This is a genomic window from Streptococcus suis (assembly GCF_046032115.1).
Taxonomy (GTDB): Bacteria; Bacillota; Bacilli; order Lactobacillales; family Streptococcaceae; genus Streptococcus; species Streptococcus suis_AJ.
Map to the genome: position 1 here is coordinate 22,962 of NZ_JARQOZ010000011.1, position 26,860 is coordinate 49,821.

A 26,860-nucleotide genomic window follows, 5' to 3' on the forward strand; every position below is an offset into this window, starting at 1 on the left:
GTACTAAAAGTAAACTAAAAGCCTATAAAAATATAAAAAGTTGAAGAAGTTTGCGAAAGATAGCAAGTCATTAAACTCTTAGAAACATTGATCTTTCGTCGTTTCTGAGAGTTTTTTATTTTCAACATAAAGAAAAAAGATTGAAGAAAATTGTCCAAAATGGACTTTTTCTTCAATCTGAGAGGTTGTAAACAACCTCTATTTTTATAGGCTTTTATACTCGCTCGTCAAAGTATAGTCGAATGAATTAGCTTTCAGACAAGGAACTGAGGTGCAGGCTGTACTATAAGTACGGCAAGCCGAAAGTGACGATGTATCAAAGTTAATTCAAATGACTATAATAAAAGAAAAACTGAATGACAACATTATTGTGACCCGTTTTCATCACCGAGTACTGGCTCTGTTGAAAAATCGGTTACCTGCTCTTCTGTTGTCACAGTCGTAGTAGCCGATGGACTCCCTATTTCTGGATCCAAGCTTTCTGCCCATGGACTTGCTTCTAACAACAAGAGATTTGTATATACATCATAAACGTTTATTGGACTTGGCAATCCCATCTGTCCTTCGTAGACCTTCACGTTTGTGACTAAGTCGGTCTTTTCTTCTAAGCCGATAGATTTTTTCAAAATATTTTGCATTTCCAATAGGTGTTCGCTGGTTGGTAATTGATAATAGATTGCATCAACCATTTGATCCACACCGCGCAACTGATAGGAATTCAACTTAGAGACCGAGTCTTTATAACCTAGGAGGCTTGGAATTGTCGCAGGACTAATCTCAATGTTGGTTCGCATATTATTAGAAATGGCGGTCAGAATTTTCTTATACTGGGTCAAACCATCTAACTGGAGGAGTTTTTTTATAATAGCCGTGATAACTTCTCGTTGGCGTCTCTGACGTCCAATATCCCCCTCAGGATCATCATAGCGCATCCGAGCATAAACCAGCGCCTGATCCCCGTTTACCAACTGTTTCCCCGGCTGAACAATAGAGGTGTAGGCAGGCTCATGTTCTGAAATGGATATAGGGAAGCCAAGAGTATTGTTTATCTCAATACCTCCAACCGCATCAACAAGCTCAACCAGACCATCCATATTTATTTCGATATAATGGTCAATGTTAATATCCATCATCTTTTCGATCGTGGCAATGGCCATCGGTGCCTGTCCGTAGCTATAAGAATGATTTAGTTTTTCAACCGTTCCTGAAGACTCCCCGTTCGCTTCTGCAATCTCAACCATAATATCACGAGTCAAGCTCATCATATTGGTTTCCTTAGTCTTAGGATTGACGGTTACCAAAATCATCGAATCACTACGACCACCCTCCCAATCTCCCCCACGGGTTGCTTGGTCCATATCCACCCCCATCAGTAGGATGGTTAGGGGCTCTGTCGCATCAATCGGAGTGATTTTTTCTTCTCCATCTAATTGCTTAAATGTTTTCGAAATAGCATCCGTAGAAAAATTTAACAAGCTGGCTCCATATATTAAGCCGGCACCTAGTGTTAAACCAACAATAGCCAAAGACATTAAGAATATTTTTTTTCCAATTGTCATACTTCACCAATTAACTTGCCCATATAATAAAGATCAAGCCATTCTCCTTCATCTGTTCTAGCCCCACGTACCTGGGTTCCTTCAATGTTGAATCCTAGTTTTTGGTATAAATGTACTGCCGCCTGATTGCGAACCTGAACCGTTAATTCCAAACGTTTCAATACATCCATTTCCTCTGCCCAATGCAATACTTCCTCCAGTAAAATCGTCCCTAGACCGTGACCCCAATAGGCTTTTTTTACTGCAATAAAAATATTTCCGATATGGCTAATGCGAAACTGCTTAGAGGACTTAACAGAAATTGCGCCGACGACTTCCGAACCAACCTTGGCCAGCAGGCACAATTCACGAGGATTTTCGATTCCTGCTTCGAAGATGGTCTCCATTTCATCAACACTAAATCGAAAACCAGTCTCATCCATAACCAGATAATCCGTTTCTCTAGCAACTTGATTCATAAAATCAATAAAAGCTGCTGCATCAGCTGGTTCAGCTTCACTAAAATACACTTCTTTTTCAGACATTTTGGAACTCCTTCGCTAAATCGCTACTTTGAGCCCCATGAGATTCGACTGTCAATCGTCGACCATCTCCCTCTTTCTCTATACGAATGAGCAAATAGTCATCCAAAAGATTAGCATCCAACAATTCGCCCCATTCGATAACCGTCACACCGCCACCATAGAGAAAATCATCCAGGTCAATGGAATCTGGATCATCTCCAATTCGATAAACATCTAAGTGATAGAGTGGCATGGTACCCTCATACTCTCGAACAATCGTATAAGTAGGACTCTTAATCATCTGTTCAATTTTTAAACCCTTGGCCAAACCCTTGGTCAGAGTTGTTTTCCCAGCACCCAAATCCCCTGATAATACTAGAACTTGATTTGGCTTACAGGCTTTTCCAATTCTCTCACCAATGGCAATCAATTCATTTTCATTCTGACTATACATGTCTTTAATTATACCATAGCCCCAGTAGTTTGTCATAGGTCTACTGGAAATTGTAGACAAGTCGACAGAAAAAATCGCAAGCCAGAGCCTGCGATTTTGTTTATTCTACGCTGAAAAGATATGGGTAGACTGGTTGATTTCCTTGATGGATTTCGACCTCGACATCTTCAAATTGTTCTTCTAGCTGTTCAGCAAGAGCTTGTGCCAATTCTTCATTACCATCTTCACCGATATAGATCGTCACGATTTCGCTGTCTTCATCGAGCATTTTCTCAAATGTAGCGACAAGTGTTTCCATCATATCTGGATTAGAAACCACAATCTTACCATCAACCATACCAAGGTTGTCATTTTCATGGATTTCAAGACCATCGATGGTTGTGTCACGGACTGCAGTTGTCACGCTACCGCTTTTCACCTCTGCGAGAGATGCCGTCATGGCTTCAAAGTTACTTTCCAAATCACGACTTGGATCAAAGGCAAGCAAGCTAGTGAAACCTTGTGGCAGAGTCTTGGTTTCCACAACCTTAACCGCAACTTCCGCAACTTCTGCTGCAGTCTGAGCAGCCATCAAGATGTTCTTGTTGTTTGGCAACAAGATGACATTACGGGCATTGACCAACTCAATTGCGTTGACAAAGTCTTCTGTCGAAGGGTTCATAGTTTGACCACCAGAAATCACATAATCAACACCTTGTGATTTGAAGATTTCTGTCAATCCCTCGCCTGCCGCAACAGCAATAATGCCATACTCTTTTTGTTCAGCCGGTTGTTGGAAACTTTCTTCTTTCTCAACCTGAGCTTCATGTTGCTCACGCATATTGTCCACTTTTACCTTGACCAAGCTACCGTATTGAAGACCCGCTTGCATGACCAAACCTGGATCTTCTGTATGGACATGGACTTTAACGATTTCATCATCGTTGACAACTAGGAGAGAATCCCCAAGGTCATTCAGATAGTTGCGGAATTCTTCATAATCAAAGTCCTTGACGTAAGTAGGGCCTTGGCGAAGAGCTACCATGATTTCGGTACAATAACCAAAGGTAATATCTTCAGTCGCTACATGACCCGCAACTGACTTGTGGTGCTCAGCATTGATCATCTCAGACATGACAGCTGGTGTCGCCTCAAAATCTTCCGAAGCAATATACTCACCTGTCAAAGCTGACAAGAAGCCTTCATAAATGTAAACAAGACCTTGTCCACCTGAATCAACAACACCAACCTCTTTCAAGACTGGAAGCATCTCTGGCGTTTTCTTAAGAGCACGATTAGCACCGTCAAGAGTGGCACGCATGACCTCAACCGCATCATCAGTCTCTTCTGCCTTTTTCAAAGCGGCAGTGGCTGCCCCACGCGAAACAGTAAGAATTGTACCTTCAACTGGCTTCATAACGGCTTTATAAGCCACTTCTACACCATGTTGAAAGGCTTGCGCCAAATCCTTACCGTCCAATTCAACCTTGCCTTTAACAGATTGACCAAAACCGCGGAACAATTGCGACGTAATAACACCTGAGTTTCCACGAGCTCCCATCAACAAGCCCTTAGAAAGAATTTGCGCAACTTCTCCAACAGTAGAAGCAGACTTATCTGCTACTTCTTTAGCACCATTGGTAATAGTCATCCCCATGTTGGTTCCAGTATCGCCATCTGGCACTGGGAAGACGTTTAATGAGTTTACATATTCAGCTTGTTTATTTAGACGAGTTGATGCCGCCTGCACCATTTCTTGAAATAAACTAGTAGTAATTTTAGACACAATTATTCTCCTACGACTTTAATATTTTGGATAAATACATTCACAGCATCTACTGTGATACCCAACTGATTCTCCAAGTTGAACTTAACACGTTCTTGGATATTGCGAGATACTTCACTGATTTTTACACCATAGCTCATAACAGTGTAAACATCGACTGCAATGCGACCGTCTTCCAAGGTCTTAATGACAACACCTTTGGAATAATTTTCTTTACGCAATAGAGCCTGAAAATTATCCTTAATCGCAGACTTACTAGCCATACCCACAACACCAAAAATTTCGGTCGTAGCTCCACCGACAACTGTGGCAATCACGTCATCAGTCAATTCAATCTGGCCGTCTTTTGTATTGATTTTTACAGTCATAATTCCTTACCTCAAATAGTTTTATCACTCCATTTTACCACATTTTCTAAATTCTGTAAAAAACAAGCCTGTGACAGCTGAAATGTACAGAAAAAGGGAGCGGGAAAGAACTCGACTAGTCCAAAAAAGAGTTCGTTTTCCCACCCCCGCACAGTTGATTAGGTCAGATTTGGAGTGTGAAACACGAACAAATCTGCCAATCAACCACTGCGCTGAGATGTTGACACGAACTCTGAGTAGTGGAGCTGGGCTTGAGCCCAGCCTCTTATATATTTGCTTAACCCAAACGTTGTTTGGCATCGGCAGCACGTTGGAAGGCTTGACCGACATAGTTGATACAAAGCATCATGACCAAGATGAAGATGGCTGCTGGCAACCAAATCCATGTCTTGTTTTCCAAAATATCTGCATTGCGGGCATTTGAAATCAAGGTACCCAAACTTGGGACAGTCGATGGAAGACCAAATCCAAGATAGGTCAATGAGGTTTCAATACCGATATTACCTGCAAAGTTGAGTGTCAAGTTAACGATAATCAATGAACTCAAGTTTGGCAAGATTTCGCGGAACATAATCATAAAGTCGCTTGTTCCAAGTGTTTTGGATGCATTGACATAATCCAAGCTCGCTTCTGACAAGGTTCTTGTACGGAAGAGACGGGCCTTGGCTGTCCAATAAAAGGCACTCATGATCAAAATAAAGTGATAGATGGTATAGTTTTTAATTACTGTTACAAAAACAATAATAAGCATGGTTACTGGCAAAATCATAATGAAATCTACAATTCGCATTAAGAAACCGTCTAAACGACCACCATAATAACCTGAGATTAGACCAACTGAGATACCAACAATACTAGTAATAATCGTAATGGTAAAACCGATAATAATTGAATTACGGGCACCGATAATCAATTGACCAAAGATATCTTTACCACCTTCATCGGTTCCTAAGATATAACCATCAACACCTGGTTCCAAGTAACGTCCTAAAAGATTGACTTTCATCACTTGTTCTTGGTCTAAAATCAAAGCTCCAATGAAAACACCTAAAAGAACTGTTACCAAGATAATCAATGAAGTCAAAGCCAGCTTATCCTTCATAAATTCTCGTGCAATGACACGAAAACCACCTGGAGGAGTTGAAGCTGATTGTACTTGTTTTTTATTTTCTTTACTCACCTTACTCCTCCTTCTATTTCACACGGATACGTGGGTCTACAATACTCATGATAATATCTGAAATCAAAGTTCCCAACAAAGTTCCCATACCAAAGATTAACAAGAGAGCCAAGATGACACTGTAATCACGGCTTGAGATAGAGTTGAAGAACAATTGACCAATACCAGGATAGGTAAAGATATTTTCAATAAAGATCGATCCACCAATCAAACCTGTCAATTCGTAACCCAAGAATGATGCAATAGGCAAAATAGAGTTACGGAAAATGTGACGGTTGTACACCACGCGTTCAGGCACACCTTTAGCACGAGCTGTACGGACATAGTCCTGACTCTTGGCATCGATAATCCCTGTACGAAGATATTGGATAGTAACTGTTGTTGACAAAATCGCCATCGTAATAGCCGGCAAAATCATATGGTGTAGACGACTTAAAATCGCTGCAAATCCTTCAACATCGCCACCAATGGATCCACGCGTTGGGAACCAGCCCAAACTAAAACCAAACAACCATAGCATCAAGATCGCAAATACAAAGGTTGGAGTTGAGAAGGTCAAGAAATTGTATACACCAATGATTTTATCAGCCAAAGAATTTTGGTAACGACCTGCAATCATCCCCAAAGGAAGAGCGATAGCGTAGGTCAAGATCATAGTAAGTAATGACAACCAAATCGTGTTATTCAAACGTTGCATAATAACATCAATAACCGGTTGTTTAAAGAGGATACTTTGACCAAAATCACCTTGCAAAAGATTACCGACCCAGCGGAAATACTGGATATGGATTGGATCATAATACCCGGCTGCAATACGTTTCTGTTCGATAATAGCAGGGTCGATATTAGGGTCAATCATACCGGTAAATGGATCACCAGGCATCATTTTCGCTACAAAGAAAGCAATGACACTCAGAATGATAATCTGAGGAATCATCATGAGTAAACGACGTAATATTGTTTTCCACATCTTAGTTCTTACCTCCTTCTGGAAGGGCTACCTGATGAGTTGCCGAGAAGGCTTTCAAATCATATACACGACCGTTTTCATCATAGTACTGACCTTGTTTCTCTTGATATTCCTTCTCTGCAGCCAAACGTTTCTCTTTATTTTTCAAGCGATTCACTGGATCAATGGACGGAATAGCTGATAGGAGACGTTTGGTGTAGATATGCTGGGGATTATTATAAATATCGTTTTTATTCCCTGTTTCAACAAAACGACCACGATACATGATGAACAACTCATCACACATATGTTGCACCACACCAAGGTCATGGGAAATAAATAGATAACTGAGTTTGAACTCATCCTGGATGCGTTTCATATAGTTCAAGACCTGTGCTTGAACAGACAAGTCTAAGGCAGAAACAGGCTCATCGGCAATAATCAAACGAGGATTACTTGCCAAGGCACGTGCCACGCCGATACGCTGACGTTGACCACCAGAAAACTCATGCGGGTATTTAATTAAAGCTTCTTCATTTAGACCAATCGTATCCAATAATTGAAGAACTTTTTTCTTTTCCTCATCTGGAGACAGACGGTCAAAGTTACGAATAGGCTCTGCAATAATGTCTAAAATACGCTTTTTAGGGTTGAAACTAGAAAGCGAATCTTGGAAAATCATCTGCACATCGCGGTTAAAGTTTCCTTTTTTACCACGTGATTTATTGGTTACATTTTGCCCTTCATAGATGATTTGTCCTGAAGTAGCACGTTCCAAACCAATAATTGCCTTACCAATTGTTGATTTACCTGAACCTGATTCACCAACCAAGCCATAGGTCTTACCTTCTTCAATTTCAATATTTACACCATCTACAGCGTAGACATGGTCTGTGACACGGTTAAAGAAGCCACTACGAATTGGATAATGGACTTTTAAATCTTTTACTTCAATAAATCCCACTATTAGGCCTCCCCTTCAAAATAGAATGTCTCATGACATGTACAACGCACAAAATGGTCAGGACCAATCTCATGCATCACTGGATTTTCTTCATGAGCTGTTGCATCAATCCACGGAATACGTGGTGCAAAACGACAACCTTTGCGCAACATCTTCGTAATTGGCGGTACAATTCCATCAATAACGTGTAATTCGCCACCTTCACTACCAGATTGTGGATTTGACTTCAAGAGTGAACAAGTATATGGGTGTTTTGGATTGGTAAAGAGTTCCTCAACGGGAGCTACTTCGACAAACTGACCACCATACATAACTGCTACACGGTCTGCCGTTTCTGCTACTACACCCAAATCGTGGGTAATCAGGATAATACCTGAACCTGTTTCAGCCTGAATATCATTCAAAAGGTCCAAAATCTGTGCCTGAATGGTAACGTCCAAGGCTGTCGTTGGCTCATCGGCAATAATAATTGGTGGCTTACAAGAAAGAGCCATTGCAATAATAATACGCTGACGCATACCACCTGAAAGTTCATGTGGATACTGCTTAAAGGTACGCTTAGGATTCGGAATACCTACTTGAGCCAACAATTCCAAAACACGCTCCGTACGGGCATTGGCATCCAAATCTGTATGGTAGAATAAGGCCTCGTCAATCTGTGCACCAATGGTCATCAATGGATTTAAAGAAGCCAAGGGATCCTGGAAAATCATACCAATATCGTTACCACGCACTGTGTTATACTTGGCTTCATCCATTCCAATCAATTCCATATCATTGTACTGGATGCTGCCTGTAATTTTAGTATTCAATGGATTGTGCAAACCCATAATAGTTGTTGCCAACGTTGACTTACCACAGCCAGATTCCCCAACAATTGCTAAAATTTCATTCTTTTGTAAGGAAATATCAACACCATCGACTGCATCAAAATAATCATCTCCAATGCGGAATCCAACGTGTAAATCCTTAATGTCTAAAAGCGGTTTTTCAGTAGCCACGCTTTCTCCTCCTTTGTTCGTCAGCTATTCCAACTTCATTCATCGTTCAAGTCAAGTACCTTTCGGCATGTGGAAAGTGACCTTTTTAAATCTTCTTTACTAAACCTACCAAGTCCATATAGAGTTTGATAACGTTTACTAAACATTCAAAAATAATATATATCATTTTTGTGTACTGGTTCTACTATACCATAATTATCTGAAAATTCCAATAGCAATCTGAAAAAGCCAACCAAGTTGGCTTTTTCAGATTCTATTGTTATCTGCTAATATTATTCTGCAGCTACACCTTTGTCAGCAGTTAGTTCAATACCTTCATAAGCAATACCGTTTCCTGAAGCTGAACCATAGTTTGAATCATAGTTTTTCACACGTTTGTTAAGTGCTGTAACCTTTTCAGATTCAAATGTTGGAATCGCAAATGCTTGCTCGGCAGCATATTTTTGCCAAGCCTTATAGTTCTCAACATTTTTCTTATCGTCAAATGATTCTGTAGAGCTAATAGCATTCAACAATTTTGTATTTTCTTCAGATACGAAACGTGACATGTTGAACTGAGCAACTTCTCCCCAAAGTCCTGTTGGGTTTGGATCGTAACCTGTAGACCAACCACCAGCATACATATCGATAGCAGGATCATTTGCTTGAATCGCATCGTAGAATGTATTTACTTCAACTGTACGACCTGTGTACAATTCAACGTTCAAGCCGACTTCTTTCCACCAAGCAATGTACTGTTGTACAAGTGCTTCGTTAGCTTCAGTACGTTTACGAGCTGCAAAGGTAATCTTGAATTCTTTACCATCTTTACCTTCACGGATTCCGTCGCCATCTACATCTTTATAGCCAGCTTCGTCTAAGAGTTTCTTAGCTTTTTCAGGATCGTATGAATAACCTTCCAACTCTGAATCATGAATATCGCCGAAGAATGAGATAATCAATGATTTTGCTGGGTGGTAAAGACCATTGTACAATGACTCACCAGCTGTCTTGGTATCAATTGCGTAGGCAATCGCTTGACGAAGTTTTACATCATTCATCTTAGCATTTTCGTTCATAACGTTTTTGCCTGCTGCTTCATCATATTTACCAAGGTTGAATGAAATATATTCATAAGACGAGTTAAGTGAACCAACAATATTCAAGTTGGATGCTTCTTTGTATGAATCCAACTGGTCAACAGGCATCTCAGCGATGTCATAGTTACCAGCTTTCATCTCAGAAACAATAGTATCAGGAGATACAATATCAACCTTCAATGAACTTGTTTTTTGAACTTTTCCTTTAAAGTAGTATTCGTTTGGTACGTAAGTGATAGACTCACCGTTTACGATTTCCTTGATTTTCCAAGGTCCCATACCAACAAGTTTAGCTGTACGTGAATACTCACTCTTTTCCCAATCTGCCACAGGAATATCTTTATAGATGTGCTCTGGTTGAATAAAGGATGGAACATCACCACCGGCATACATCATAGAAGGTGACATTTCTTTTACAGTCAATTCCACTGTGTAGTCATCAATTTTCTTAAGACCAGAGATGTCAGAAGCTGTTCCAGCAACGAATTCTTTCATACCTTCAATGTTCAAGAATTTATCATCAAAACGAACACCTGTATAGTCTTTGCTTGCCATTGACTTGATAGTAAAGATGTAATCATCGATAGTAAATGGTTCACCATCTGACCACTTGTAGTCTTTACCAGTCAAGCTAACTGTGATTTTCTTACCTGCTACATCAAATTCAGCTTTAGCAAGACCTGAATCATCCAACTTACGATCTCCATCGTAACCAAACATTGAAATATCAACAAAACCACCAAAGGTTGAGTCAGTTGTGTTTTCAGTCAATTCATCAATCAAAAGACCTGATGAAGTTGTTGGTGATACCCATGCATATTTCAACTGAGCGTCAGAAACAGCTGTCCCATCTTGTTTTACTTCAGATGGGAATGACAATTCCTGTTTTGCTGCACCTGATTGTTTAGAACCACATGCTGCAAGAACAGATGCTGAAAGGAGAGTCACACCTGCAAGTGCAAAAAGTTTCGTTGTCTTTTTCATAAAACACCTCTGTTTTCTTTTTGTTTGACACATATTACTATGTCTTATAAAAACCATTATATCATAAAATTTTCTTAAATAAAGTCTTTTTGTCAGAAAATTTTGTAAAAACATAATTTTTCAGCATTTTCTCATTTTTTACATGTTTTTCCCAAGTTTTTCTCACATTTCTTGTGATATAATAGAAACAAATAACAGATAAAGGAACGATTATGCGTAAACTTCTAATAACACTCACTACGATTCTTGCATTTTTTTTGACTTCCACACCGATTATTGCAGAAGATTTTTCTGTTGCAACCAAGCATGCTATCGCAGTTGAAGTAAGTAGCGGCAAAATCTTGTATGAGCAAGATGCCGAAACCAAAGCAAGCATTGCTTCTATCAGTAAGCTCTTGAGTATCTATCTGGTTTACGAGTCTTTGGAAAAAGGTGAGATTACTCTTGATACTATGGTAGACATTTCTGATTATCCCTATAGCCTCACTTCTAATACAGAATTAAGCAATGTCAACCTGGATGAACGTTCCTATTCAGTAAGAGACCTATTAAACGCTTCTTTGATAACATCATCCAATAGTGCTATTATTGCTCTGGCAGAAAAAATAGCCGGTAGCGAAGCTGCATTCGTGGATCGAATGAAAGCAAAAGTCCAAGAATGGGGAATTACTGACGCAAAGATTGTAAATGTATCCGGACTAGACAATACCGACTTGGGTGAAAATATTTATCCAGGCTCCAGTCCTGAAGATGTAAATATGTTTTCAGCCTTAGATGTTGCTATCATTGCAAGACGATTAATACTCGACTATCCTCAGGTACTCGACATTACCTCACTAAACGCCTACGATTTTGGTGGCTACACTTACTATAGCACCAACCAAATGCTAAGCGATGGTACTCACGCTCGTGGAGGGGTTGACGGCTTAAAAACAGGGACCTCAAACTCAGCAGGTTCAAGTTTTCTTGCAACAACTCAACAAGCTGGTATGCGCATTATCACAGTAGTATTGAATGCCACTGATGGGCTGACCTCTCCAGAAAATCGATTTGTCGCGACAAATGATTTGATGAACTATGTTTATTCTAACTTTTCGCTTGTTACGCTAGTAAAAAAAGGTGAAGCTTTTGAAGATAGTAAGATAAAGGTTTTCAATGGCGAAAAAGAAACAAGTCCTGTTGTTGCGGCAGCAGATTTAACTGTTGTTCAACGAAATCAAACTGATAATGTCCCCACCGCAACTTTCACAACGGATATAAAAGAAATTGATGCTCCCCTCAAAGCAGGGACCCTGGTTGGCAAACTGCAACTGAAAGATCAAGATCTCATTGGAAAAGGTTATATTTCCGAACAAGCTAGTGTCGATATGATTATCCCTAGCGATATGAAAGAAGCATTCTGGCCTTTCTCTTGGTGGAATCAATTTGTCCGCTATGTCAATGAAAAATTATAAAAAAATAGTATGTCGAACAATTTTCGACATACTATTTTTTTATCGCAGAGTGATATCCGCTACTCCTTATCTCCTACTTCCTTGGAGGGAGTTCCTGTGGAACTCCTCACTACATATCATTTTCTTACAGAAAATGACGAGCGTGGAAGGCATGGAATTGTGATAAGGTTATTATGATTACAAAGAAGAGCGACTGCCGTCGCTCCCTATCTCCAACGAGTGTCGGCATTGCAATGTAGAGTAGCTTTCGCTACTCCTTATCTCCTACTTCCTTGGAGGGAGTTCCTGCGTAACTCCTTATTAAATATCGCTTCCTTACAGGAAGCGACGTCAGTAGGATAAAAATAGTCTCCCAGACTATGTTATTTATAGAGAAGAGCGACTGCCGTCGCTCCCTATTTCCAACGAGCGTTGGCATTACAATGTAGAGTAGCTTTCGCTACTCCTTATCTCCTACTTCCTTGGAGGGAGTTCCTGCGTAACTCCTTATTAAATATCGCTTCCTTACAGGAAGCGACGTCAGTAGGATAAAAATAGTCTCCCAGACTATGTTATTTATAGAGAAGAGCGACTGCCGTCGCTCCCTATTTCCAACGAGCGTTGGCATTTGTGTGCTCCAAATAGCTTTTTAGCTATGTGGAGCTACACAAATTAGCCAACGCTCCCCTCCATTTCATAGGCAATCAGTCTGTTGAGTTCGACTGCGTATTCCATTGGGAGTTCTTTTGTGAATGGTTCGACAAAGCCCATGACAATCATCTCTGTGGCTTCGGATTCGGATAGACCTCGGCTCATGAGGTAGTAAAGCTGTTCTTCTGATATTTTTGATACTTTGGCTTCGTGTTCGAGGGCCACTTGTGAGTTGTGAATTTCATTAAATGGAATGGTATCTGATTTGGAAATATCATCCATTATAATGGTGTCACACTCGATGTGGCTGATAGATTTAGCTGAGTTTTTAGCAAAAGTCACTTGACCACGGTAGTTTACTTCTCCACCGCCACGGGCAATGGATTTGGATACGATAGAAGAAGAAGTCCGTGGTGCATTGTGGATCATCTTGGCACCGGTATCCTGTACCTGACCCTTATTGGCAAAGGCAATGGATAACATCGTTCCACGGGCTCCTTCGCCTTCCAAGTAAACCGCAGGATATTTCATGGTCGTCTTAGCACCAAGGTTCCCGTCAATCCACTCAACTGTAGCATTTTTCTCAGCACGGGCACGTTTGGTTACTAGGTTATAGACATTATCTGACCAGTTTTGAATAGTCGTATAACGCATGTAGGCACCTTCGTGGGCAATGATTTCCACAATAGCAGCGTGGAGGCTGGCCGTTGAGTAAGTCGGAGCGGTACAGCCTTCTACGTAGTGAACACTCGCTCCTTCATCCACGATGATAAGGGTGCGTTCAAACTGACCTGTTCCCTCGTTGTTGATACGGAAATAGGTTTGGAGTGGAATATCCAACTTAACGCCTTTTGGTACGTAGATGAAGGTCCCGCCTGACCAAACCGCTGAGTTGAGGGCAGCTAGTTTATTGTCTGACGGCGGAACAAGTTTTCCAAAGTATTTTTTGAAGAGTTCTGGATGTTCCTTGAGAGCCGTGTCGGTATCTGTAAAGATTATACCGTGTTTGTCGTACTCTTCCTTCATATTGTGGTAGACCACTTCTGATTCGTACTGGGCAGAAGCTCCTGCCAGGTAAGCACGCTCGGCTTCTGGAATCCCGATGCGTTCAAAGGTTTCTTTGATTTTGTCTGGAACATCATCCCAGCTACGTGCTGGCTTATCCGACGGTTTTTGATAGTAAACAATATCATCAAAATCCAGTTCCGACAAGTCGGCTCCCCAGGTCTGCATAGGCATTTTCTTGAAGGTTTCATAGGATTTCAAACGGAATTCCAACATCCATTCGGGCTCGCCTTTGATACGGGACATTTCACGAATGACTTCTTCGCTCAAACCCTTACCAGTCGAAGCCACCAGTTCCACGTTCTCGTCATGGAAACCGAATTTGTATTCCCCAAGGTCAATCGGGGTTGGTTCAATTCTTTCTTCTGACATAATATAAGATACTAAGCCCAAAAAGTATGAAAATAGCAGTTACGCTCTCTTAAATACTTGCTGGGCCTGTTCAATTTCATTTCCAATCAGAAACTGAACAATCCTTTCTGTATGATTTTCGTTTTTTGTTTATTTATATAGTCTTTTAGTTTACTTTTAGTACTAGGCAACGAGCTGCAGACAGTACTGGAGTACGGCAAAGCGAGTTAACGAAGTAATAAAAGAAAAACTAAATGACTATATTGATGCTCAGTTAGCACTCTCACTGCGTTCGATTGCTTTCTTAATGGCATTCCATGGAAGTGTAGCACATTTGATGCGTTGGGGGAATTTGGCGACACCTGCAAGGAGGGAGGCGTCCCCTAGTTCCTTTTGACGTTCATCATCTTGCCCTTGGACCATTTGTGAGAAGATTTCCGCCAGCTCTTGAATCTGACTGATTTCTTTGCCGAGCACTGCTTCAGTCATCATAGAAGCTGATGCGGTTGAAATGGTACAGCCAACTCCGTCAAAAGCAATATCGGTAATCACATCTTTTTCAATCTTGACTGATAGTTCAATCACATCGCCGCAGGTTGGGTTGTGGAGTTCCAACTTTTCCACTCCGTCCAAGCTCCCACGATGACGAGGTGACTTGGAGTGTTCAGACACAACTGCCATATAAAGAGAATCTAATCTAGATAGGGCCATTGAAAAACTCCTTTGTCTTGATGATTGCCTCGACCAACTTATCACAGTCGGCCTTGGTATTGTAGATGTAAAAACTTGCTCGTACAGTAGCAGGAACCTGCAAATATCTGAGAAGCGGTTGGGCACAATGGTGGCCAGCCCGCACAGCAACACCTTCATAGTCCAGAGCAGTTGCCACATCGTGTGGATGCAAGTCGTCCAAGTTAAAGGCAATAACTCCCGTCCGCTTGGACAGGTCCTGACTACCATAAACGGTCAAGCCTGGAATAGCCTGCAATTTTGGAAAGACATAGTCAACCAGTTCTGCCTCGTGGGCCTGGATAGCGTCCATGCCGATTTCCATCAGGTAATCAATGGCTGCTCCCAGCCCAATCGCACCTGCAATATTGGGCGTTCCTGCCTCAAACTTCCAAGGCAATTCCTTCCAAGTTGCTGACTGCTCATAGACAAAGTCAATCATTTCACCGCCGAATTCAACTGGCGACATGAGATTGAGTAATTCTTCCTTGCCGTAGAGAACGCCGATTCCTGTCGGACCTAACATCTTATGACCTGAAAAGGCATAGAAGTCCACGTCTAATTCTTGCACGTTGACGGTCATGTGGGGAACGGACTGGGCTCCGTCCACCACCAAGTAAGCTCCAACTTCATGTACCAGCTCTGCTATTTCCCCGATAGGAGCCACACTGCCTAGGACATTGGACACATGAGCTAGAGAGACGAACTTGGTCTTGGAAGATAGTAGCGACCGCAGGTGATCCATGTCTAGCTCGCCGTCTTTTAGGGTCACATAGCGGAGCTTGGCACCTGTTTGCTGACAGGCTTGCTGCCAAGGGATGATATTGGAGTGGTGCTCTTGAACCGAGATGATCACTTCCTGGTCTGGCTGGAGAATTTCCTTTGCAAACTGAGCTACCCAGTTGAGACCGGTGGTCGTACCTCTGGTGAAGAGGATTTCCTTGCTAGACTTGGCCTGGATAAAATCAGCCACCTTCTGCCTAGCGGCTTCATAGCGAGCCGTTGCCCGTTCTGACAGGGTATGGACACCACGGTGGACATTGGCATTGTCCTTCTGGTAATAATCTGCCAGCACATCCAGTACCTGCTGCGTTTTTTGAGTGGTCGCTGCATTGTCCAAATAGACCAGCGGCTCATCGTTAACAACTTGGTCTAGGATTGAAAAATCCTTGCGAATGCGGTCAAAATCAATCATCTTATCTCTTTGTTAGTTTTTCTTCAATCACGGCAATCAGTTGGTCACGAACTTCTTTGACAGGAATTTCGGTAATGACTGCGCCAAGGAAACCACGAACAACCAAGCGTTCAGCAGTTGCTCGGTCCAGACCACGACTCATGAGGTAGTACATGTCTTCTGGATCCACCTGACCGATTGAGGCTGCGTGTCCAGCTGTGACCTCATTCTCGTCGATAAGGAGAATTGGGTTTGCATCGGAGCGAGCCTTGTCAGACAGCATGAGGACACGGCTTTCTTGCTGGGCATCTGCACCTTTTGCACCACGGACAATGTGTCCGATACCATTAAAAGTCAAGGTTCCGCTTTCTAAGATAACCCCATGTTGCAGGATGTGACCGACCGAATTATGACCGTAGTTGGTCACGCGCGTATCCACACCTTGTACCTGACGACCAGATGAAAGGCCGACAACTTTGAGGTTGGCATGACTGCCGTTTCCTTTTAATTCGCTGTCCAAATCGGCAACCACATTTCCTTCGTTGAGCAGACCAATCGCCCAGTCAATCGTTGCATCGTTTCCGAGATAGCCACGACGGTTGAGATAGGTATCCAAATGCTTACCAAGGCGGTCAATAGCCGCAAACTTGATTTGGCTACCAGCAAGAGCAATGACTTCCACGACAATATTGGCTGAAGTCGCTGCTGCGCCGTCACCTAGACTTTCAAAACGCTCTAGGTAATTTAGCTTGGCATTTTTTCCAGCGATGATGAGGACACGTTTGTTAAAGGCAACTGGACTAGTGCTGTCTTGGTAGAAAAGGGCCTCAACTGGCTGGTCGATTTCAACATTATCTGGTACGTAGAGGACAGCTGTTGCGTTGAAATAGGCGGTATTGTAGGCTGCCAATTTGTGCTCGTCGTAGGCTACGGCAGATCCGAGGTACTTTTCAAGCACATCTGGAATGATGTCCATAGCCGATGCGAAGTCTGTAAAGACTACACCCTTCTCCACAAGGTCAACCGGCAACTGCTCTAGAACAGTTTGGCTACCAACTTGGACCAACATAGGATTGTCACCGATAGCTGTAAAATCTGGAACAGTCCCGATTTCATCATTTGTGGCTAGGCTTCCGTCACCTAAATTCCAACGGTGAAACTTGACCCGCTCGATAACCGGCAAGTCCAGCTCTGCTATTTTGTCAAAAGCCTTAAGACGCAGGTCTGTCAACCAAGTTGGTTCTGCCTGCAAGGCTGAAAATTCTTGAATCTTTTCTTTGGTCATAGCTTCCTCCAAAGACTTAAATGTCATCTTCTTTGTAGTCAATGCCAAGCTCAGCTGCAACTTGGACATATCCTTCTTTTTCCAAGCGTTGCGCCAATTCTGGTCCGCCTGAAAGCACGACACGGCCTTCCATCATGACATGGACAACGTCTGGTGTGATGTAGTTGAGCAAGCGTTGGTAGTGGGTGATAATCAGGGCACCGAAGCCTTCCCCACGCATAGCATTGATTCCTTTTGACACGACTTTAAGCGCATCAATATCCAAGCCTGAGTCAATCTCGTCAAGAAGAGCAAAGGTTGGTTCCAACATGAGTAATTGCAGAATCTCATTGCGTTTTTTCTCACCACCTGAGAAACCTTCGTTGAGGTAACGCTCTGCCATTTCTTCTTTCATGTTGAGGAGTTCCATTTTTTCGTCCAACTTGGTAATGAAATCACGGACAGAAATCTTGTCTTCATCTTCCTTGCCAGCATTCATAGCAGCACGGAGGAACTCTGCATTAGTAATCCCTGGAATTTCTGACGGGTATTGCATAGCCAAGAAGAGTCCCATACGGGCACGCTCATCGACTTCCAACTCCAAAATATTGACACCGTCAAAGAGAATTTCCCCTTGGGTCACTTCATAACTTGGATTGCCCATGATGGCTGCTGAAAGGGTGGATTTCCCTGTTCCGTTAGGTCCCATGATAGCTGCAATTTCACCTGTTTTGAGGGTCAAATTGACACCCTTCAAGATTTCTTTGCCTTCAATTTCCACATGAAGGTCTTTGATTTCTAATACTGACATGCTGTGCTCCTTTTCATTTTTTTCCTCTTCAATAACCACATTAACTGACCAAGCTAACTAGACACACCGATAAGACTCAACTTTGGCAGTGGGAAAGAACTCGACCATTCATAGAAGAGTTCGTCAACAAGTCTTTATTTCTAGTTGTTGCACTCCACCGGACTGTTAACTCCAATCAACCACTGCATTGAGATGTTGACGCTAACTTTGAGAAGCGGTGCGGGGCTTGAGCCCAGCCTCTTTTCTTGTTAATGATGATTTTCAGAGAGTGTTAATCTATAAAATAGTCTTTTCTGACAATTTTATACTCTTCGAAAATCAAAATTATCCGTTGTCAACTTACCTTGATGAGTGAAAAGCTCCAGTGGAGGTTTTCAGCCTGTTACCTTGAAATAAGATAGTAACAGAGTTCTACCTTCGGCTTCGTTTCCTAGGCTACTTTTGATTTTCATTGAGTATTAATTAACCATATCCGCTATATTATATCAAAAAAAGAGCCTGACGGCTCTTATCTTGTTTAGAAAGATTCTTATTTTCTTTTTTTCTCTTCGTAGCACTTTTTATACTTTGCGATTTTTTCTTGACGGTAACTACTATTACCAATAAACCGAAGGAGATTGAGCAACGGAGTTCTATTGATACCAAAGATGCCAATCAATTCACAGAGAATCTCAATCCCCAGTCCCATGGTCACCAATAGGAGAATACCCCCTATTCGACTCGAAACATTGAGCAAAAGAGAGGTCAGGGAGAATAAGAAAGAGATGGCGTAAATCACCAATACAGTGCCACGATGAGTAAGTCCCAGAGAGAGCAAGCGATGATGCAGATGCATCTTATCTGCTTCATAGATTTTTTGTCCAGACAATTTTCGACGAATGATGGCTACTACAGTATCCGTAATAGGCACTCCAAGAATAATCATCGGAGTAACCACTGCAACAGCTGTCGAATTTTTCAGTCCTTGAAGCGACAAGACTCCAATCATAAACCCAATGAAAAGGGCTCCTGTATCGCCAAGATAAATGATGGCAGGATTATAGTTATAGGGTAAAAATCCTACAATCGCCGCAACCAAAACAAAGATGGTTAAGGTCAAAAAAATATTGCTATCATGCAAAAAGAAATAAGACACAATTCCCATCGTTGTCAAGGAAATAATCGATACTCCCGAAACCAGACCATCCAGACCATCAATCAAGTTGACTGCATTCGTAATGGAAACAATCCAAAGGACCGTTAATAGAAAAGAGAGCCAGACAGGAAATTGAAGGAAAGGTCCTCCAAAAGGAATCTTAAAGCTATCAAAACGAAATTCCGTAAAAATCCAAATGAGCGTCGCTGCAGCTAGAATACCAAACATTTTAGGAGCAGGCTTTAGCTCCTTGACATCATCAATGAATCCCGTAAGAACGATAATGCTGGATGCTAGGACCAGGGGCCAGATATAATGCAAGTAAGTGCCATGGTAATTGACACGGGTAACAATTCCTGGTAAAAACCATAGGACAGAAATGGTAAATGCCACAAAGATGGCCAGACCTCCCGCTGAAGGCATGGGCACCTTATTTATCCGTCGTGCATTGGGATTATCGACTGCTCCAACCCTCAGGGACATAAAACGAACCAAGGGGGTCGCAATGGCTGATATGATCATGGTTGTAATAATAACCATTATGTATTTTAGAGCAAAAGGAATCATACTGTCGGAACCTTCCTAAGCTCCTCGATTGCCGCAAGCGGAAGCATCAAAGTTCCGTGTTCTTGTAAAGCAGGTCTGGTCAACTTCGTATCATTGGTAAATTCCAACATTCGTGAGAGAATGTAGCCTGGATACTGCTTGGAACGATTTTCTACATTGATAAGAACGGTCAAGTAGTAGTGACCATCCATTTTATATAATTCCGATTCTTCTACTGGATAATCAACCGTACCAACAAAAGTAAACAGATCCTCTATCGTTGGAAATTCCAAAATATAGTAAATATAGCGCTCCTGCTCCTCTTCATCTGCTTCTTCCTCTTGCTCTACCTCTTCCAAATGACGAACGGCTGTTGCATCCGGTGCACTTTTCTCACGAACGGTTTGCTCCAAACTCTTGAAAAACTCATCTGGAGTCATACTTGCGACATCACCAAGTTCCGACAAATCTGTAAATTCATCGAAATTCAAGCTCTGATCCAAATCAGACTTGGTAACAAAGATGTCCACCCGATCTGGCTTCGGAGTCACACGAAAACTCAGCATACCGCTTTCTCGGAAAGTCATTGGTAAATCCAATTCATCCAAAACAGTATAGAAGAACTCCTCTGTCTTTTCTTGCGGAATGAGAAAGTCCGAAAGTTCCATTCCTCTCTCTTCCAAATCATCTAATTTTATAGTGATTTTCAAGGTTGAATCACTAATTTGCTTTACTTTCATAACTACCTCATTCATTGATTCATCAATTTCTTAAAATTGATTGATCATTTTCAATACTCATACATATCTTCCACCATTATACTAAAACCAAGCTCGAAAGACAAAAGAAAAGCAGGTCTCCCTGCTCTTAAAATAAAAATGTGATAAAGGCATAAACCAATAAAATCGCCCCTAAAATGATGCGGTAGTAACCAAAGACCGTGAAATCATGTTTTTTAACAAAGTCTGTCAAGAAACGAATAACAACTAAGGATACCAAGTAAGCCGTCACACTAGCGACTAGCAAGATCCATACCTGCTCCATATTCAGGCTATTGCCATCTAAGAAATATTTAACAGCCTTCAAGCCACTATAACCAAACATGGTTGGAATTCCAAGGAAGAAGGTAAAATCTGCCGCCACAGATCGGCTGGTCCCCAAAATAATCGCTCCCAGAATGGTCGCACCTGATCGACTAGTCCCCGGAACGATGCTTAAGACCTGGAAACACCCAATCAACAAGGCAGTTTTATAAGACATTTTCGCTAAGTCCGTCACCTGTGGCTCTACACCACTGTTACGGTTCTCAATCCAAATAAAGGCAATACCGTAGACAATCAAAGCAATCGCAATCGGTACCATAAAATTGAAGTGCGCTTCAAACCAATTATCCAACGGGACTGCAATTAGGATGGACGGAATACAGGCAATGACAACCTTGGCCCATAATTGCCAAGTCAATTGAATATCACGCTTGGTTTTTCCAGGCTGAAATGGATTCAATTTTTTAAAGTAAATGGTCATAACTGCTAGAATTGCTCCTAGCTGAATGACAATATTAAACATTTCTAGGAAGTTCTTGCTTTGGTTTAATTTCACGAACTCTTGAACCAAAATTAAATGCCCCGTTGAAGAAACTGGCAACCATTCCGTTACCCCTTCAATGATTCCTAAAAATATAGCCTTCAACAATTCCAAAATCATAATAAACTCCTTTTTTCAATTCTAATTATTATACCATAAAAAATAACACAATGATAGTTCAAGGATATTGAAATTTGTCAGAATTTTTAATAAAATGGTGTAATAGCATTTTAAAGGAGACATTATGAAACGTAAACTCAGTATATTTCTGCTGACCCTAATCGCTGTTTTTTCTGTAACAACAGGGGTTCGGGCAGACGAATACCTGCGGGTCGGTATGGAAGCTGCCTATGCACCATTTAACTGGACCCAAGAAGATGATAGCAACGGTGCCGTTCCTATTGAGGGAACCAATCAATTTGCCAACGGATATGATGTTCAGGTTGCAAAAAAAATCGCTGCATCCATGGACAAAGAACTCTTGATTGTTAAAACCAAGTGGGAAGGCTTGGTCCCTGCTCTTACATCTGGTAAAATCGATATGATTATCGCCGGTATGAGCCCGACAGAAGAGCGCAAGAAAGAAATCGCCTTCTCAGATAGCTACTATACTTCAATTCCTACCCTGGTTGTTCGTTCTGATAGTCAGTACGCAGATGCAACCAGCTTGGAAGATTTTGCTGGCGCAAAAATCACTGCCCAGCAAGGGGTTTACCTCTATGATTTGATTGACCAAATTGAAGGGGCTAACAAACAGACTGCCATGGGAGATTTCTCCCAAATCCGTCAAGCTTTAGAATCTGGCATTATAGACGCCTATGTTTCTGAACGTCCAGAAGGTCGTACAGCAGAAGCTGCAAATAAAGCTTTCAAAATGGTTGAATTGGCAGACAGTTTTGAAACCAATGCCGAAGACGTAACCATTGCTGTCGGTATGCGCAAAGATGACGAGCGTATCGCTCAGGTCAACGAAGTCTTAGCAACTATTTCAGAAGAAGAGCAAATCGCACTTATGGATGATATGATTGAAAACCAGCCCGTTGAAGAAGCCAGCGAGGGTGAAACACCTAGTTTCTTCGCCCAAGTTTGGAATATTGTTGTTAACAACTGGCAACAACTTCTGCGCGGAACTGGGATGACATTACTCATTTCCATCCTCGGTACAATTATCGGTACTGCTATCGGTCTCCTCATCGGTGTCTTCCGTACAGCTCCAAAAGCAGCAAACAAGGCGCTTGCTATTGGTCAAAAAGTGCTCGGTTGGATTATCAATATCTACATCGAAATTTTCCGTGGTACGCCGATGATTGTACAATCCATGGTTATTTACTATGGTACCGCCCAAGCATTCGGACTTAATCTTGACCGCACACTTGCCGCTATCTTCATTGTATCCATCAACACAGGTGCCTACATGAGCGAGATTGTCCGCGGTGGTATCTTTGCCGTCGATAAGGGCCAATTTGAAGCTGCTACTGCTCTCGGATTTACCCATAATCAGACCATGCGTAAGATTGTCCTTCCACAGGTTATTCGTAACATCTTACCAGCGACTGGTAATGAATTTGTCATCAATATCAAAGATACTTCTGTATTGAACGTTATCTCAGTTGTTGAACTCTATTTCTCAGGAAATACTGTCGCAACCCAAACCTATCAATATTTCCAAACCTTTACGGTTATTGCTATTATCTACTTCATCCTAACCTTTACTGTGACACGTATCTTACGCGCAGTTGAAAAGCATTTTGATACAGATACATACACAACAGGTGCAAACCAAATGCAAGTCGAGGTGCCACATGACTAAAAATGTAATTCTTGAAATCAAAAATCTAAAGAAATCATACGGACAAAATCAAGTCCTCAAAGACATCTCTATTAGCGTTGAAAAGGGCGAGGTTATCTCAATCATCGGTTCATCTGGTTCGGGAAAATCAACCTTCCTCCGATCTATCAACCTTTTGGAAACACCAACAGAAGGACAGATTCTATACCACGGACAAGATGTTTTGGCTAAAGGATATGATTTGACGACTTACCGTGAAAAACTAGGTATGGTATTCCAATCCTTCAACCTTTTCAACAATCTAAATGTATTGGAAAATGCCATTGTAGCACAAACTACTGTACTGAAACGAGATCGAGCTAAGGCAGAGAAAATCGCCAAGGAAAATCTCAACAAGGTTGGCATGACCGAACAGTACTGGCAAGCCAAACCAAGTCAACTCTCTGGTGGACAGAAACAACGTGTGGCCATTGCACGCGCCCTATCTGTTGACCCAGAAGTTATCCTCTTTGATGAGCCGACTTCTGCTCTCGATCCAGAGATGGTCGGGGAAGTTCTCAAAACCATGCAAGATTTGGCAAAATCAGGATTGACGATGCTTATCGTAACTCACGAAATGGAATTTGCCCGCGATGTTTCAGACCGTGTCATCTTTATGGATAAGGGTGTCATTGCCGAAGAAGGCAGTCCACAGCAAATCTTTGAAAATCCCCAGGAAGAACGGACTCGCGAATTTCTCCAACGTTTCCTTGGATAACCTTTCAATCCTTTATTCGAATTCAAACTTATCAGCCTTTTTAGCTGGTAAGTTTTTTTGTACCAAAAAAAGAAGACCAAATGGTCTTCTCAGTAAAGGTTCTAAATAAAACTATTATTTAGATTAGTTTTCAAATTTCTTGTGGTTTTTGTCGTAAAAGTCAATCAACCCCAAGGCAGTAGCAAATGAAATATTGTCAATTTTAGCGCGTCCTTGTGCAAGAGCGATAACTGACATTTCACGAGCATTCGTTTCCTTGCTGATACGGTAACCTGTGATTTTCTTTTCACGAACCCAGCCGACAACAGCGGCAACTTTTTCATAACTAGTCATGAGAAACCCCTTTCTATTTTATTCGTGCAATTAAGTATAATACAGATAAACCTATTTTGTCAAGCAAAATGTTCGGTTTTTACTATGATTTTACTTTGAGAGATGACAATAGTTGCGTTCTGATATCTTCTACTCCTTCCGGATTTGCAGGAAGGAAAATGGTTTGATTACCTCCTTGTGCAAAATTGTTTAATGTATCCAAGTATTGGTTGGTCAACAGGATGGACATAATTTGCTCCTCAGACAGACTGACATTTGAATCTTTCAATTCTCTAATCGAATCTGCCAAGCCATCTACAATTGCCTTCCGTTGTTGGGCAATCCCCACACCATGTAGACGGTCTTTTTCAGCCTCTGCTTCTGCTGCTGTGACAATTTTAATCTTGTCAGCTTCTGCCAATTCTTGGGCCGCAACCCGTTTCCGCTGAGCTGCGTTAATTTCATTCATTGATTGCTTGACCTCGGCATCTGGCTCGACCTTCGTAATCAAGGTCTTGACAATAACATAGCCGTAGGTTGACATTTCTTCGGCCACTTGTTTTTGAACTTCCAGAGCAATTTCATCTTTTTTCTCAAAGAGTTCATCCAAGGTCAATTTAGGAACAGATGACCGAAGGGCATCCTCAATATATGACTTGATCTGAGCCTCTGGATGCATAAGTTTATAATAGGCATCCGTCACATTATGTTCATTAACACGATATTGAGTGGCAACATTCATAGTCACAAAGACATTGTCCTGAGTTTTGGTTTCTACCACGATTTCACTCTGCAACATCCGCAATTGAATACGGGCTGCAATGACATCAACTCCAAAGGGGATTTTAAAGTTAATACCTGAGGTAGATGTTTTTTGGTATTTCCCAAAGCGCTCAATAATAGCGACCGTCTGCTGCTTGACAACGTATAGCCCTGAAGCAATCAAAATCAAAGCAATCAGTACAAAAAACAAGAAACTACCAATAAAAACAATTGGACCAAGCACCATAATGACCTCCTAAACTAGCATTTTATAAAGCGAATCATTTTCATGAAGATTGATGTACTGGGGATCAAACTCTTCCAAGCGAGAAATAAACTGCGTATAATCTGTTTTATCTCCTAGGGCAATACCGATTAGAACCGGCCCTGTTCCCTTATTGGCACGTTTGATATATTCAAAACGAGTAATATCATCATTTGGCCCTAGAATTTCATTTACAAATTCACGAAGAGCCCCTGGACGTTGTGGAAAATTAACAACAAAGTAGTGTTTAATTCCCTCGTAGATAAGCGCACGTTCCTCCATTTCCGGCATCCTGTTGATGTCGTTATTACCACCAGAAATGATACAACAAATGGTTTGCCCCTTGATTTGGTCCTTGACTACCTCAAGAGCTGCAATCGTTGCTGCTCCTGCTGGCTCAGCAACAATACCCAGCTTAGAATAGAGGTCTAAAATAGTCCCGGAAATCCATCCTTCATCCACACCAATCAGGCGATCTACGTATTTCCGAGCCACTTCGTAGGTCGACTTACCGACTTTCTGTACCGCAATACCGTCAGCAAATTTATCAATTTGGTCTAATTTAACCGGACGACCTTTATCAAAAGCCGCTTTCATTGACCGTGCCCCACTTGCTTCAACACCAACAATCTTAATTTCAGGTGCATGTTCTTTCAGATAAGCCGAAACGCCTGCAACCAGACCACCTCCTCCTATGGGAACTAAAATTTGGTCAAAACTAATGGTTTGCTCTTCCGCTTCTTCCAAGATTTCATAGGCTACTGTTCCCTGACCAGCCTGCACATTTTCATCATCGAATGGGTCTATAAATGTTTTCCCGCTTTCCTGAGTATAATCTTGTGCTGCCTTGGCTGACTCATCGAAGGTATCACCTACGAGCCGAATCTCTACGTAGTCTCCTCCGAAAAATTTAACCTGCCCTATTTTTTGTTGCGGAGTTGTAATGGGCATGAAAATCGTAGCAGGAATTTGCATTTCCTGACAGGTGTAGGCCACACCTTGAGCATGGTTCCCGGCCGAAGCACAGACCACTCCGCGTGACTTCTCATCATCTGTCAATTGTGAAATAGCATAATAGGCTCCTCGAATTTTAAAAGAGCGAACACGCTGTTCATTTTCTCTTTTTAAATAAATAGTTGCACCATATTTTTCCGACAAGTATCGACTATAATCCAAGGGGGTACGTACTACCACGCGCTTAAGAACGGAGTATGCTTGTTCTACATTTTTTGCTGTAATCATAGTTCCATTAATTTCTTTCTATATTTATTGTATCATTATTCCCTAGAAAATCCTAGTATTTATACTTATATTCAAGCTACTAGCATGTTATTCAACAGAAAACGAATGTTTAATTTTGTAAAGATCTATTTATGAACAAAATGGGCAAAAGAGCTGGAAAAACCAGCTCTTTTATTCATTTTCG

Annotated in this window: 24 protein-coding genes; 3 read left to right on the plus strand and 21 right to left on the minus strand. The window is 41.6% G+C overall.

Annotation, left to right across the window (positions count from 1 at the left end; translation table 11 throughout):
• Window positions 1–365 precede the first annotated feature (365 nt).
• The 10 genes from P7J36_RS05055 to P7J36_RS05100 all read right to left on the minus strand — a co-directional run bounded on the left by P7J36_RS05055 (window position 366) and on the right by P7J36_RS05100 (window position 10,806).
• The gene (locus P7J36_RS05055; protein ID WP_408551435.1) at window positions 366–1,559 is read right to left on the minus strand and encodes an LCP family protein; all 1,194 of its coding nucleotides are present in this window, start codon (window positions 1,557–1,559) and stop codon (window positions 366–368) included.
• A complete protein-coding gene (locus P7J36_RS05060; protein ID WP_024406553.1) occupies window positions 1,556–2,083 on the minus strand; it encodes a GNAT family N-acetyltransferase in 528 nt (175 codons plus the stop codon). The genes P7J36_RS05055 and P7J36_RS05060 overlap by 4 nt, the downstream gene beginning before the upstream one ends.
• Complete coding sequence (gene tsaE / locus P7J36_RS05065; RefSeq protein ID WP_408551455.1) at window positions 2,076–2,516, minus strand: tRNA (adenosine(37)-N6)-threonylcarbamoyltransferase complex ATPase subunit type 1 TsaE; 441 nt, start codon at window positions 2,514–2,516, stop codon at window positions 2,076–2,078. The genes P7J36_RS05060 and tsaE overlap by 8 nt, the downstream gene beginning before the upstream one ends.
• Before the next feature lie 100 nt (window positions 2,517–2,616).
• Window positions 2,617–4,281 carry a DAK2 domain-containing protein gene (locus P7J36_RS05070; protein WP_408562434.1) on the minus strand — a complete coding sequence of 555 codons (1,665 nt, stop codon included), beginning with the start codon at window positions 4,279–4,281 and terminating at the stop codon, window positions 2,617–2,619.
• Between the two features lie 2 nt (window positions 4,282–4,283).
• Complete coding sequence (locus P7J36_RS05075) at window positions 4,284–4,649, minus strand: Asp23/Gls24 family envelope stress response protein (RefSeq protein WP_408551437.1); 366 nt, start codon at window positions 4,647–4,649, stop codon at window positions 4,284–4,286.
• A gap of 277 nt (window positions 4,650–4,926) precedes the next feature.
• Window positions 4,927–5,829, minus strand: coding sequence for an ABC transporter permease (locus P7J36_RS05080; RefSeq protein ID WP_029187387.1), 903 nt, complete (start codon window positions 5,827–5,829; stop codon window positions 4,927–4,929).
• Window positions 5,830–5,842: 13 nt separating this feature from the next.
• Window positions 5,843–6,799, minus strand: a complete 957-nt coding sequence (gene opp4B, locus P7J36_RS05085; protein WP_172002587.1) for an oligopeptide ABC transporter permease — start codon at window positions 6,797–6,799, stop codon at window positions 5,843–5,845.
• A 1-nt stretch (window position 6,800) separates the two neighbouring features.
• Window positions 6,801–7,742: an ATP-binding cassette domain-containing protein gene (locus P7J36_RS05090; protein WP_029942771.1), complete on the minus strand. Its 942-nt coding sequence runs from the start codon at window positions 7,740–7,742 to the stop codon at window positions 6,801–6,803.
• Window positions 7,743–7,744: 2 nt separating this feature from the next.
• The gene (locus tag P7J36_RS05095) at window positions 7,745–8,743 is read right to left on the minus strand and encodes an ABC transporter ATP-binding protein (protein WP_408551438.1); all 999 of its coding nucleotides are present in this window, start codon (window positions 8,741–8,743) and stop codon (window positions 7,745–7,747) included.
• 272 nt (window positions 8,744–9,015) lie between these two features.
• Window positions 9,016–10,806, minus strand: a complete 1,791-nt coding sequence (locus tag P7J36_RS05100) for an oligopeptide ABC transporter substrate-binding protein (protein ID WP_408551439.1) — start codon at window positions 10,804–10,806, stop codon at window positions 9,016–9,018.
• Window positions 10,807–11,018: 212 nt separating this feature from the next.
• Between P7J36_RS05100 and pbp3 the strand changes: the two genes are divergently transcribed.
• Window positions 11,019–12,260 carry a D-alanyl-D-alanine carboxypeptidase PBP3 gene (gene pbp3, locus P7J36_RS05105; protein ID WP_408551440.1) on the plus strand — a complete coding sequence of 414 codons (1,242 nt, stop codon included), beginning with the start codon at window positions 11,019–11,021 and terminating at the stop codon, window positions 12,258–12,260.
• A 651-nt stretch (window positions 12,261–12,911) separates the two neighbouring features.
• On the opposite strand, the gene sufB is transcribed toward pbp3, so the two are convergent.
• The 8 genes from sufB to P7J36_RS05145 form a co-directional block, all read right to left on the minus strand.
• Window positions 12,912–14,327 carry a Fe-S cluster assembly protein SufB gene (sufB, locus tag P7J36_RS05110; protein WP_024379508.1) on the minus strand — a complete coding sequence of 472 codons (1,416 nt, stop codon included), beginning with the start codon at window positions 14,325–14,327 and terminating at the stop codon, window positions 12,912–12,914.
• A gap of 249 nt (window positions 14,328–14,576) precedes the next feature.
• The gene (gene sufU / locus P7J36_RS05115; RefSeq protein WP_408551441.1) at window positions 14,577–15,017 is read right to left on the minus strand and encodes a Fe-S cluster assembly sulfur transfer protein SufU; all 441 of its coding nucleotides are present in this window, start codon (window positions 15,015–15,017) and stop codon (window positions 14,577–14,579) included.
• On the minus strand, window positions 15,004–16,230 hold the full coding sequence (locus P7J36_RS05120) for a cysteine desulfurase (RefSeq protein ID WP_408551442.1): 1,227 nt from the start codon (window positions 16,228–16,230) through the stop codon (window positions 15,004–15,006). The genes sufU and P7J36_RS05120 overlap by 14 nt, the downstream gene beginning before the upstream one ends.
• A gap of 1 nt (window position 16,231) precedes the next feature.
• Complete coding sequence (sufD, locus tag P7J36_RS05125; RefSeq protein WP_408551443.1) at window positions 16,232–17,494, minus strand: Fe-S cluster assembly protein SufD; 1,263 nt, start codon at window positions 17,492–17,494, stop codon at window positions 16,232–16,234.
• 16 nt (window positions 17,495–17,510) lie between these two features.
• The gene (sufC, locus tag P7J36_RS05130) at window positions 17,511–18,284 is read right to left on the minus strand and encodes a Fe-S cluster assembly ATPase SufC (protein WP_408551444.1); all 774 of its coding nucleotides are present in this window, start codon (window positions 18,282–18,284) and stop codon (window positions 17,511–17,513) included.
• A gap of 529 nt (window positions 18,285–18,813) precedes the next feature.
• On the minus strand, window positions 18,814–19,986 hold the full coding sequence (locus P7J36_RS05135) for an MraY family glycosyltransferase (RefSeq protein ID WP_408551445.1): 1,173 nt from the start codon (window positions 19,984–19,986) through the stop codon (window positions 18,814–18,816).
• Entirely contained in the window at window positions 19,983–20,705 is a 723-nt protein-coding gene (gene mecA / locus P7J36_RS05140; RefSeq protein ID WP_002938171.1) for an adaptor protein MecA, read from the minus strand. The genes P7J36_RS05135 and mecA overlap by 4 nt, the downstream gene beginning before the upstream one ends.
• A 127-nt stretch (window positions 20,706–20,832) precedes the next feature.
• Complete coding sequence (locus tag P7J36_RS05145; protein WP_024377889.1) at window positions 20,833–21,672, minus strand: undecaprenyl-diphosphate phosphatase; 840 nt, start codon at window positions 21,670–21,672, stop codon at window positions 20,833–20,835.
• A 121-nt stretch (window positions 21,673–21,793) separates the two neighbouring features.
• Here P7J36_RS05145 and P7J36_RS05150 point away from each other — a divergent pair, with 121 nt between their 5' ends.
• Both P7J36_RS05150 and P7J36_RS05155 read left to right on the plus strand, forming a co-directional pair.
• Complete coding sequence (locus tag P7J36_RS05150; protein WP_222296540.1) at window positions 21,794–23,359, plus strand: ABC transporter substrate-binding protein/permease; 1,566 nt, start codon at window positions 21,794–21,796, stop codon at window positions 23,357–23,359.
• Complete coding sequence (locus tag P7J36_RS05155; RefSeq protein WP_408551446.1) at window positions 23,352–24,095, plus strand: amino acid ABC transporter ATP-binding protein; 744 nt, start codon at window positions 23,352–23,354, stop codon at window positions 24,093–24,095. The genes P7J36_RS05150 and P7J36_RS05155 overlap by 8 nt, the downstream gene beginning before the upstream one ends.
• A 123-nt stretch (window positions 24,096–24,218) precedes the next feature.
• Here the strand turns inward: P7J36_RS05155 and P7J36_RS05160 are convergent, their stop codons facing one another.
• The 3 genes from P7J36_RS05160 to ilvA all read right to left on the minus strand — a co-directional run bounded on the left by P7J36_RS05160 (window position 24,219) and on the right by ilvA (window position 26,676).
• Window positions 24,219–24,428 (minus strand): capsule biosynthesis transcriptional regulator, encoded by a 210-nt coding sequence (locus P7J36_RS05160; RefSeq protein ID WP_009910800.1) that lies wholly within the window; start codon window positions 24,426–24,428, stop codon window positions 24,219–24,221.
• Between the two features lie 82 nt (window positions 24,429–24,510).
• Window positions 24,511–25,416, minus strand: coding sequence for an SPFH domain-containing protein (locus P7J36_RS05165; protein WP_408551447.1), 906 nt, complete (start codon window positions 25,414–25,416; stop codon window positions 24,511–24,513).
• A 9-nt stretch (window positions 25,417–25,425) separates the two neighbouring features.
• Window positions 25,426–26,676, minus strand: coding sequence for a threonine ammonia-lyase IlvA (gene ilvA / locus P7J36_RS05170; protein ID WP_408551448.1), 1,251 nt, complete (start codon window positions 26,674–26,676; stop codon window positions 25,426–25,428).
• Window positions 26,677–26,860 lie beyond the last annotated feature (184 nt).

Excerpts from the sequence above, each read along its gene's own strand:
- opp4B (WP_172002587.1), bottom strand. The coding sequence starts at position 6,799 with ATGTGGAAAACAATATTACGTCGTTTACTCATGATGATTCCTCAGATT.
- tsaE (WP_408551455.1), bottom strand. The coding sequence starts at position 2,516 with ATGTATAGTCAGAATGAAAATGAATTGATTGCCATTGGTGAGAGAATT.
- sufC (WP_408551444.1), bottom strand. The coding sequence starts at position 18,284 with ATGTCAGTATTAGAAATCAAAGACCTTCATGTGGAAATTGAAGGCAAA.
- P7J36_RS05135 (WP_408551445.1), bottom strand. The coding sequence starts at position 19,986 with ATGATTCCTTTTGCTCTAAAATACATAATGGTTATTATTACAACCATG.
- P7J36_RS05165 (WP_408551447.1), bottom strand. The coding sequence starts at position 25,416 with ATGGTGCTTGGTCCAATTGTTTTTATTGGTAGTTTCTTGTTTTTTGTA.
- ilvA (WP_408551448.1), bottom strand. The coding sequence starts at position 26,676 with ATGATTACAGCAAAAAATGTAGAACAAGCATACTCCGTTCTTAAGCGC.
- mecA (WP_002938171.1), bottom strand. The coding sequence starts at position 20,705 with ATGAAAGTAAAGCAAATTAGTGATTCAACCTTGAAAATCACTATAAAA.
- P7J36_RS05155 (WP_408551446.1), top strand. The coding sequence starts at position 23,352 with ATGACTAAAAATGTAATTCTTGAAATCAAAAATCTAAAGAAATCATAC.
- P7J36_RS05060 (WP_024406553.1), bottom strand. The coding sequence starts at position 2,083 with ATGTCTGAAAAAGAAGTGTATTTTAGTGAAGCTGAACCAGCTGATGCA.
- sufU (WP_408551441.1), bottom strand. The coding sequence starts at position 15,017 with ATGGCCCTATCTAGATTAGATTCTCTTTATATGGCAGTTGTGTCTGAA.
- P7J36_RS05120 (WP_408551442.1), bottom strand. The coding sequence starts at position 16,230 with ATGATTGATTTTGACCGCATTCGCAAGGATTTTTCAATCCTAGACCAA.
- P7J36_RS05160 (WP_009910800.1), bottom strand. The coding sequence starts at position 24,428 with ATGACTAGTTATGAAAAAGTTGCCGCTGTTGTCGGCTGGGTTCGTGAA.
- pbp3 (WP_408551440.1), top strand. The coding sequence starts at position 11,019 with ATGCGTAAACTTCTAATAACACTCACTACGATTCTTGCATTTTTTTTG.
- P7J36_RS05150 (WP_222296540.1), top strand. The coding sequence starts at position 21,794 with ATGAAACGTAAACTCAGTATATTTCTGCTGACCCTAATCGCTGTTTTT.
- P7J36_RS05055 (WP_408551435.1), bottom strand. The coding sequence starts at position 1,559 with ATGACAATTGGAAAAAAAATATTCTTAATGTCTTTGGCTATTGTTGGT.
- P7J36_RS05075 (WP_408551437.1), bottom strand. The coding sequence starts at position 4,649 with ATGACTGTAAAAATCAATACAAAAGACGGCCAGATTGAATTGACTGAT.
- P7J36_RS05100 (WP_408551439.1), bottom strand. The coding sequence starts at position 10,806 with ATGAAAAAGACAACGAAACTTTTTGCACTTGCAGGTGTGACTCTCCTT.
- sufB (WP_024379508.1), bottom strand. The coding sequence starts at position 14,327 with ATGTCAGAAGAAAGAATTGAACCAACCCCGATTGACCTTGGGGAATAC.
- sufD (WP_408551443.1), bottom strand. The coding sequence starts at position 17,494 with ATGACCAAAGAAAAGATTCAAGAATTTTCAGCCTTGCAGGCAGAACCA.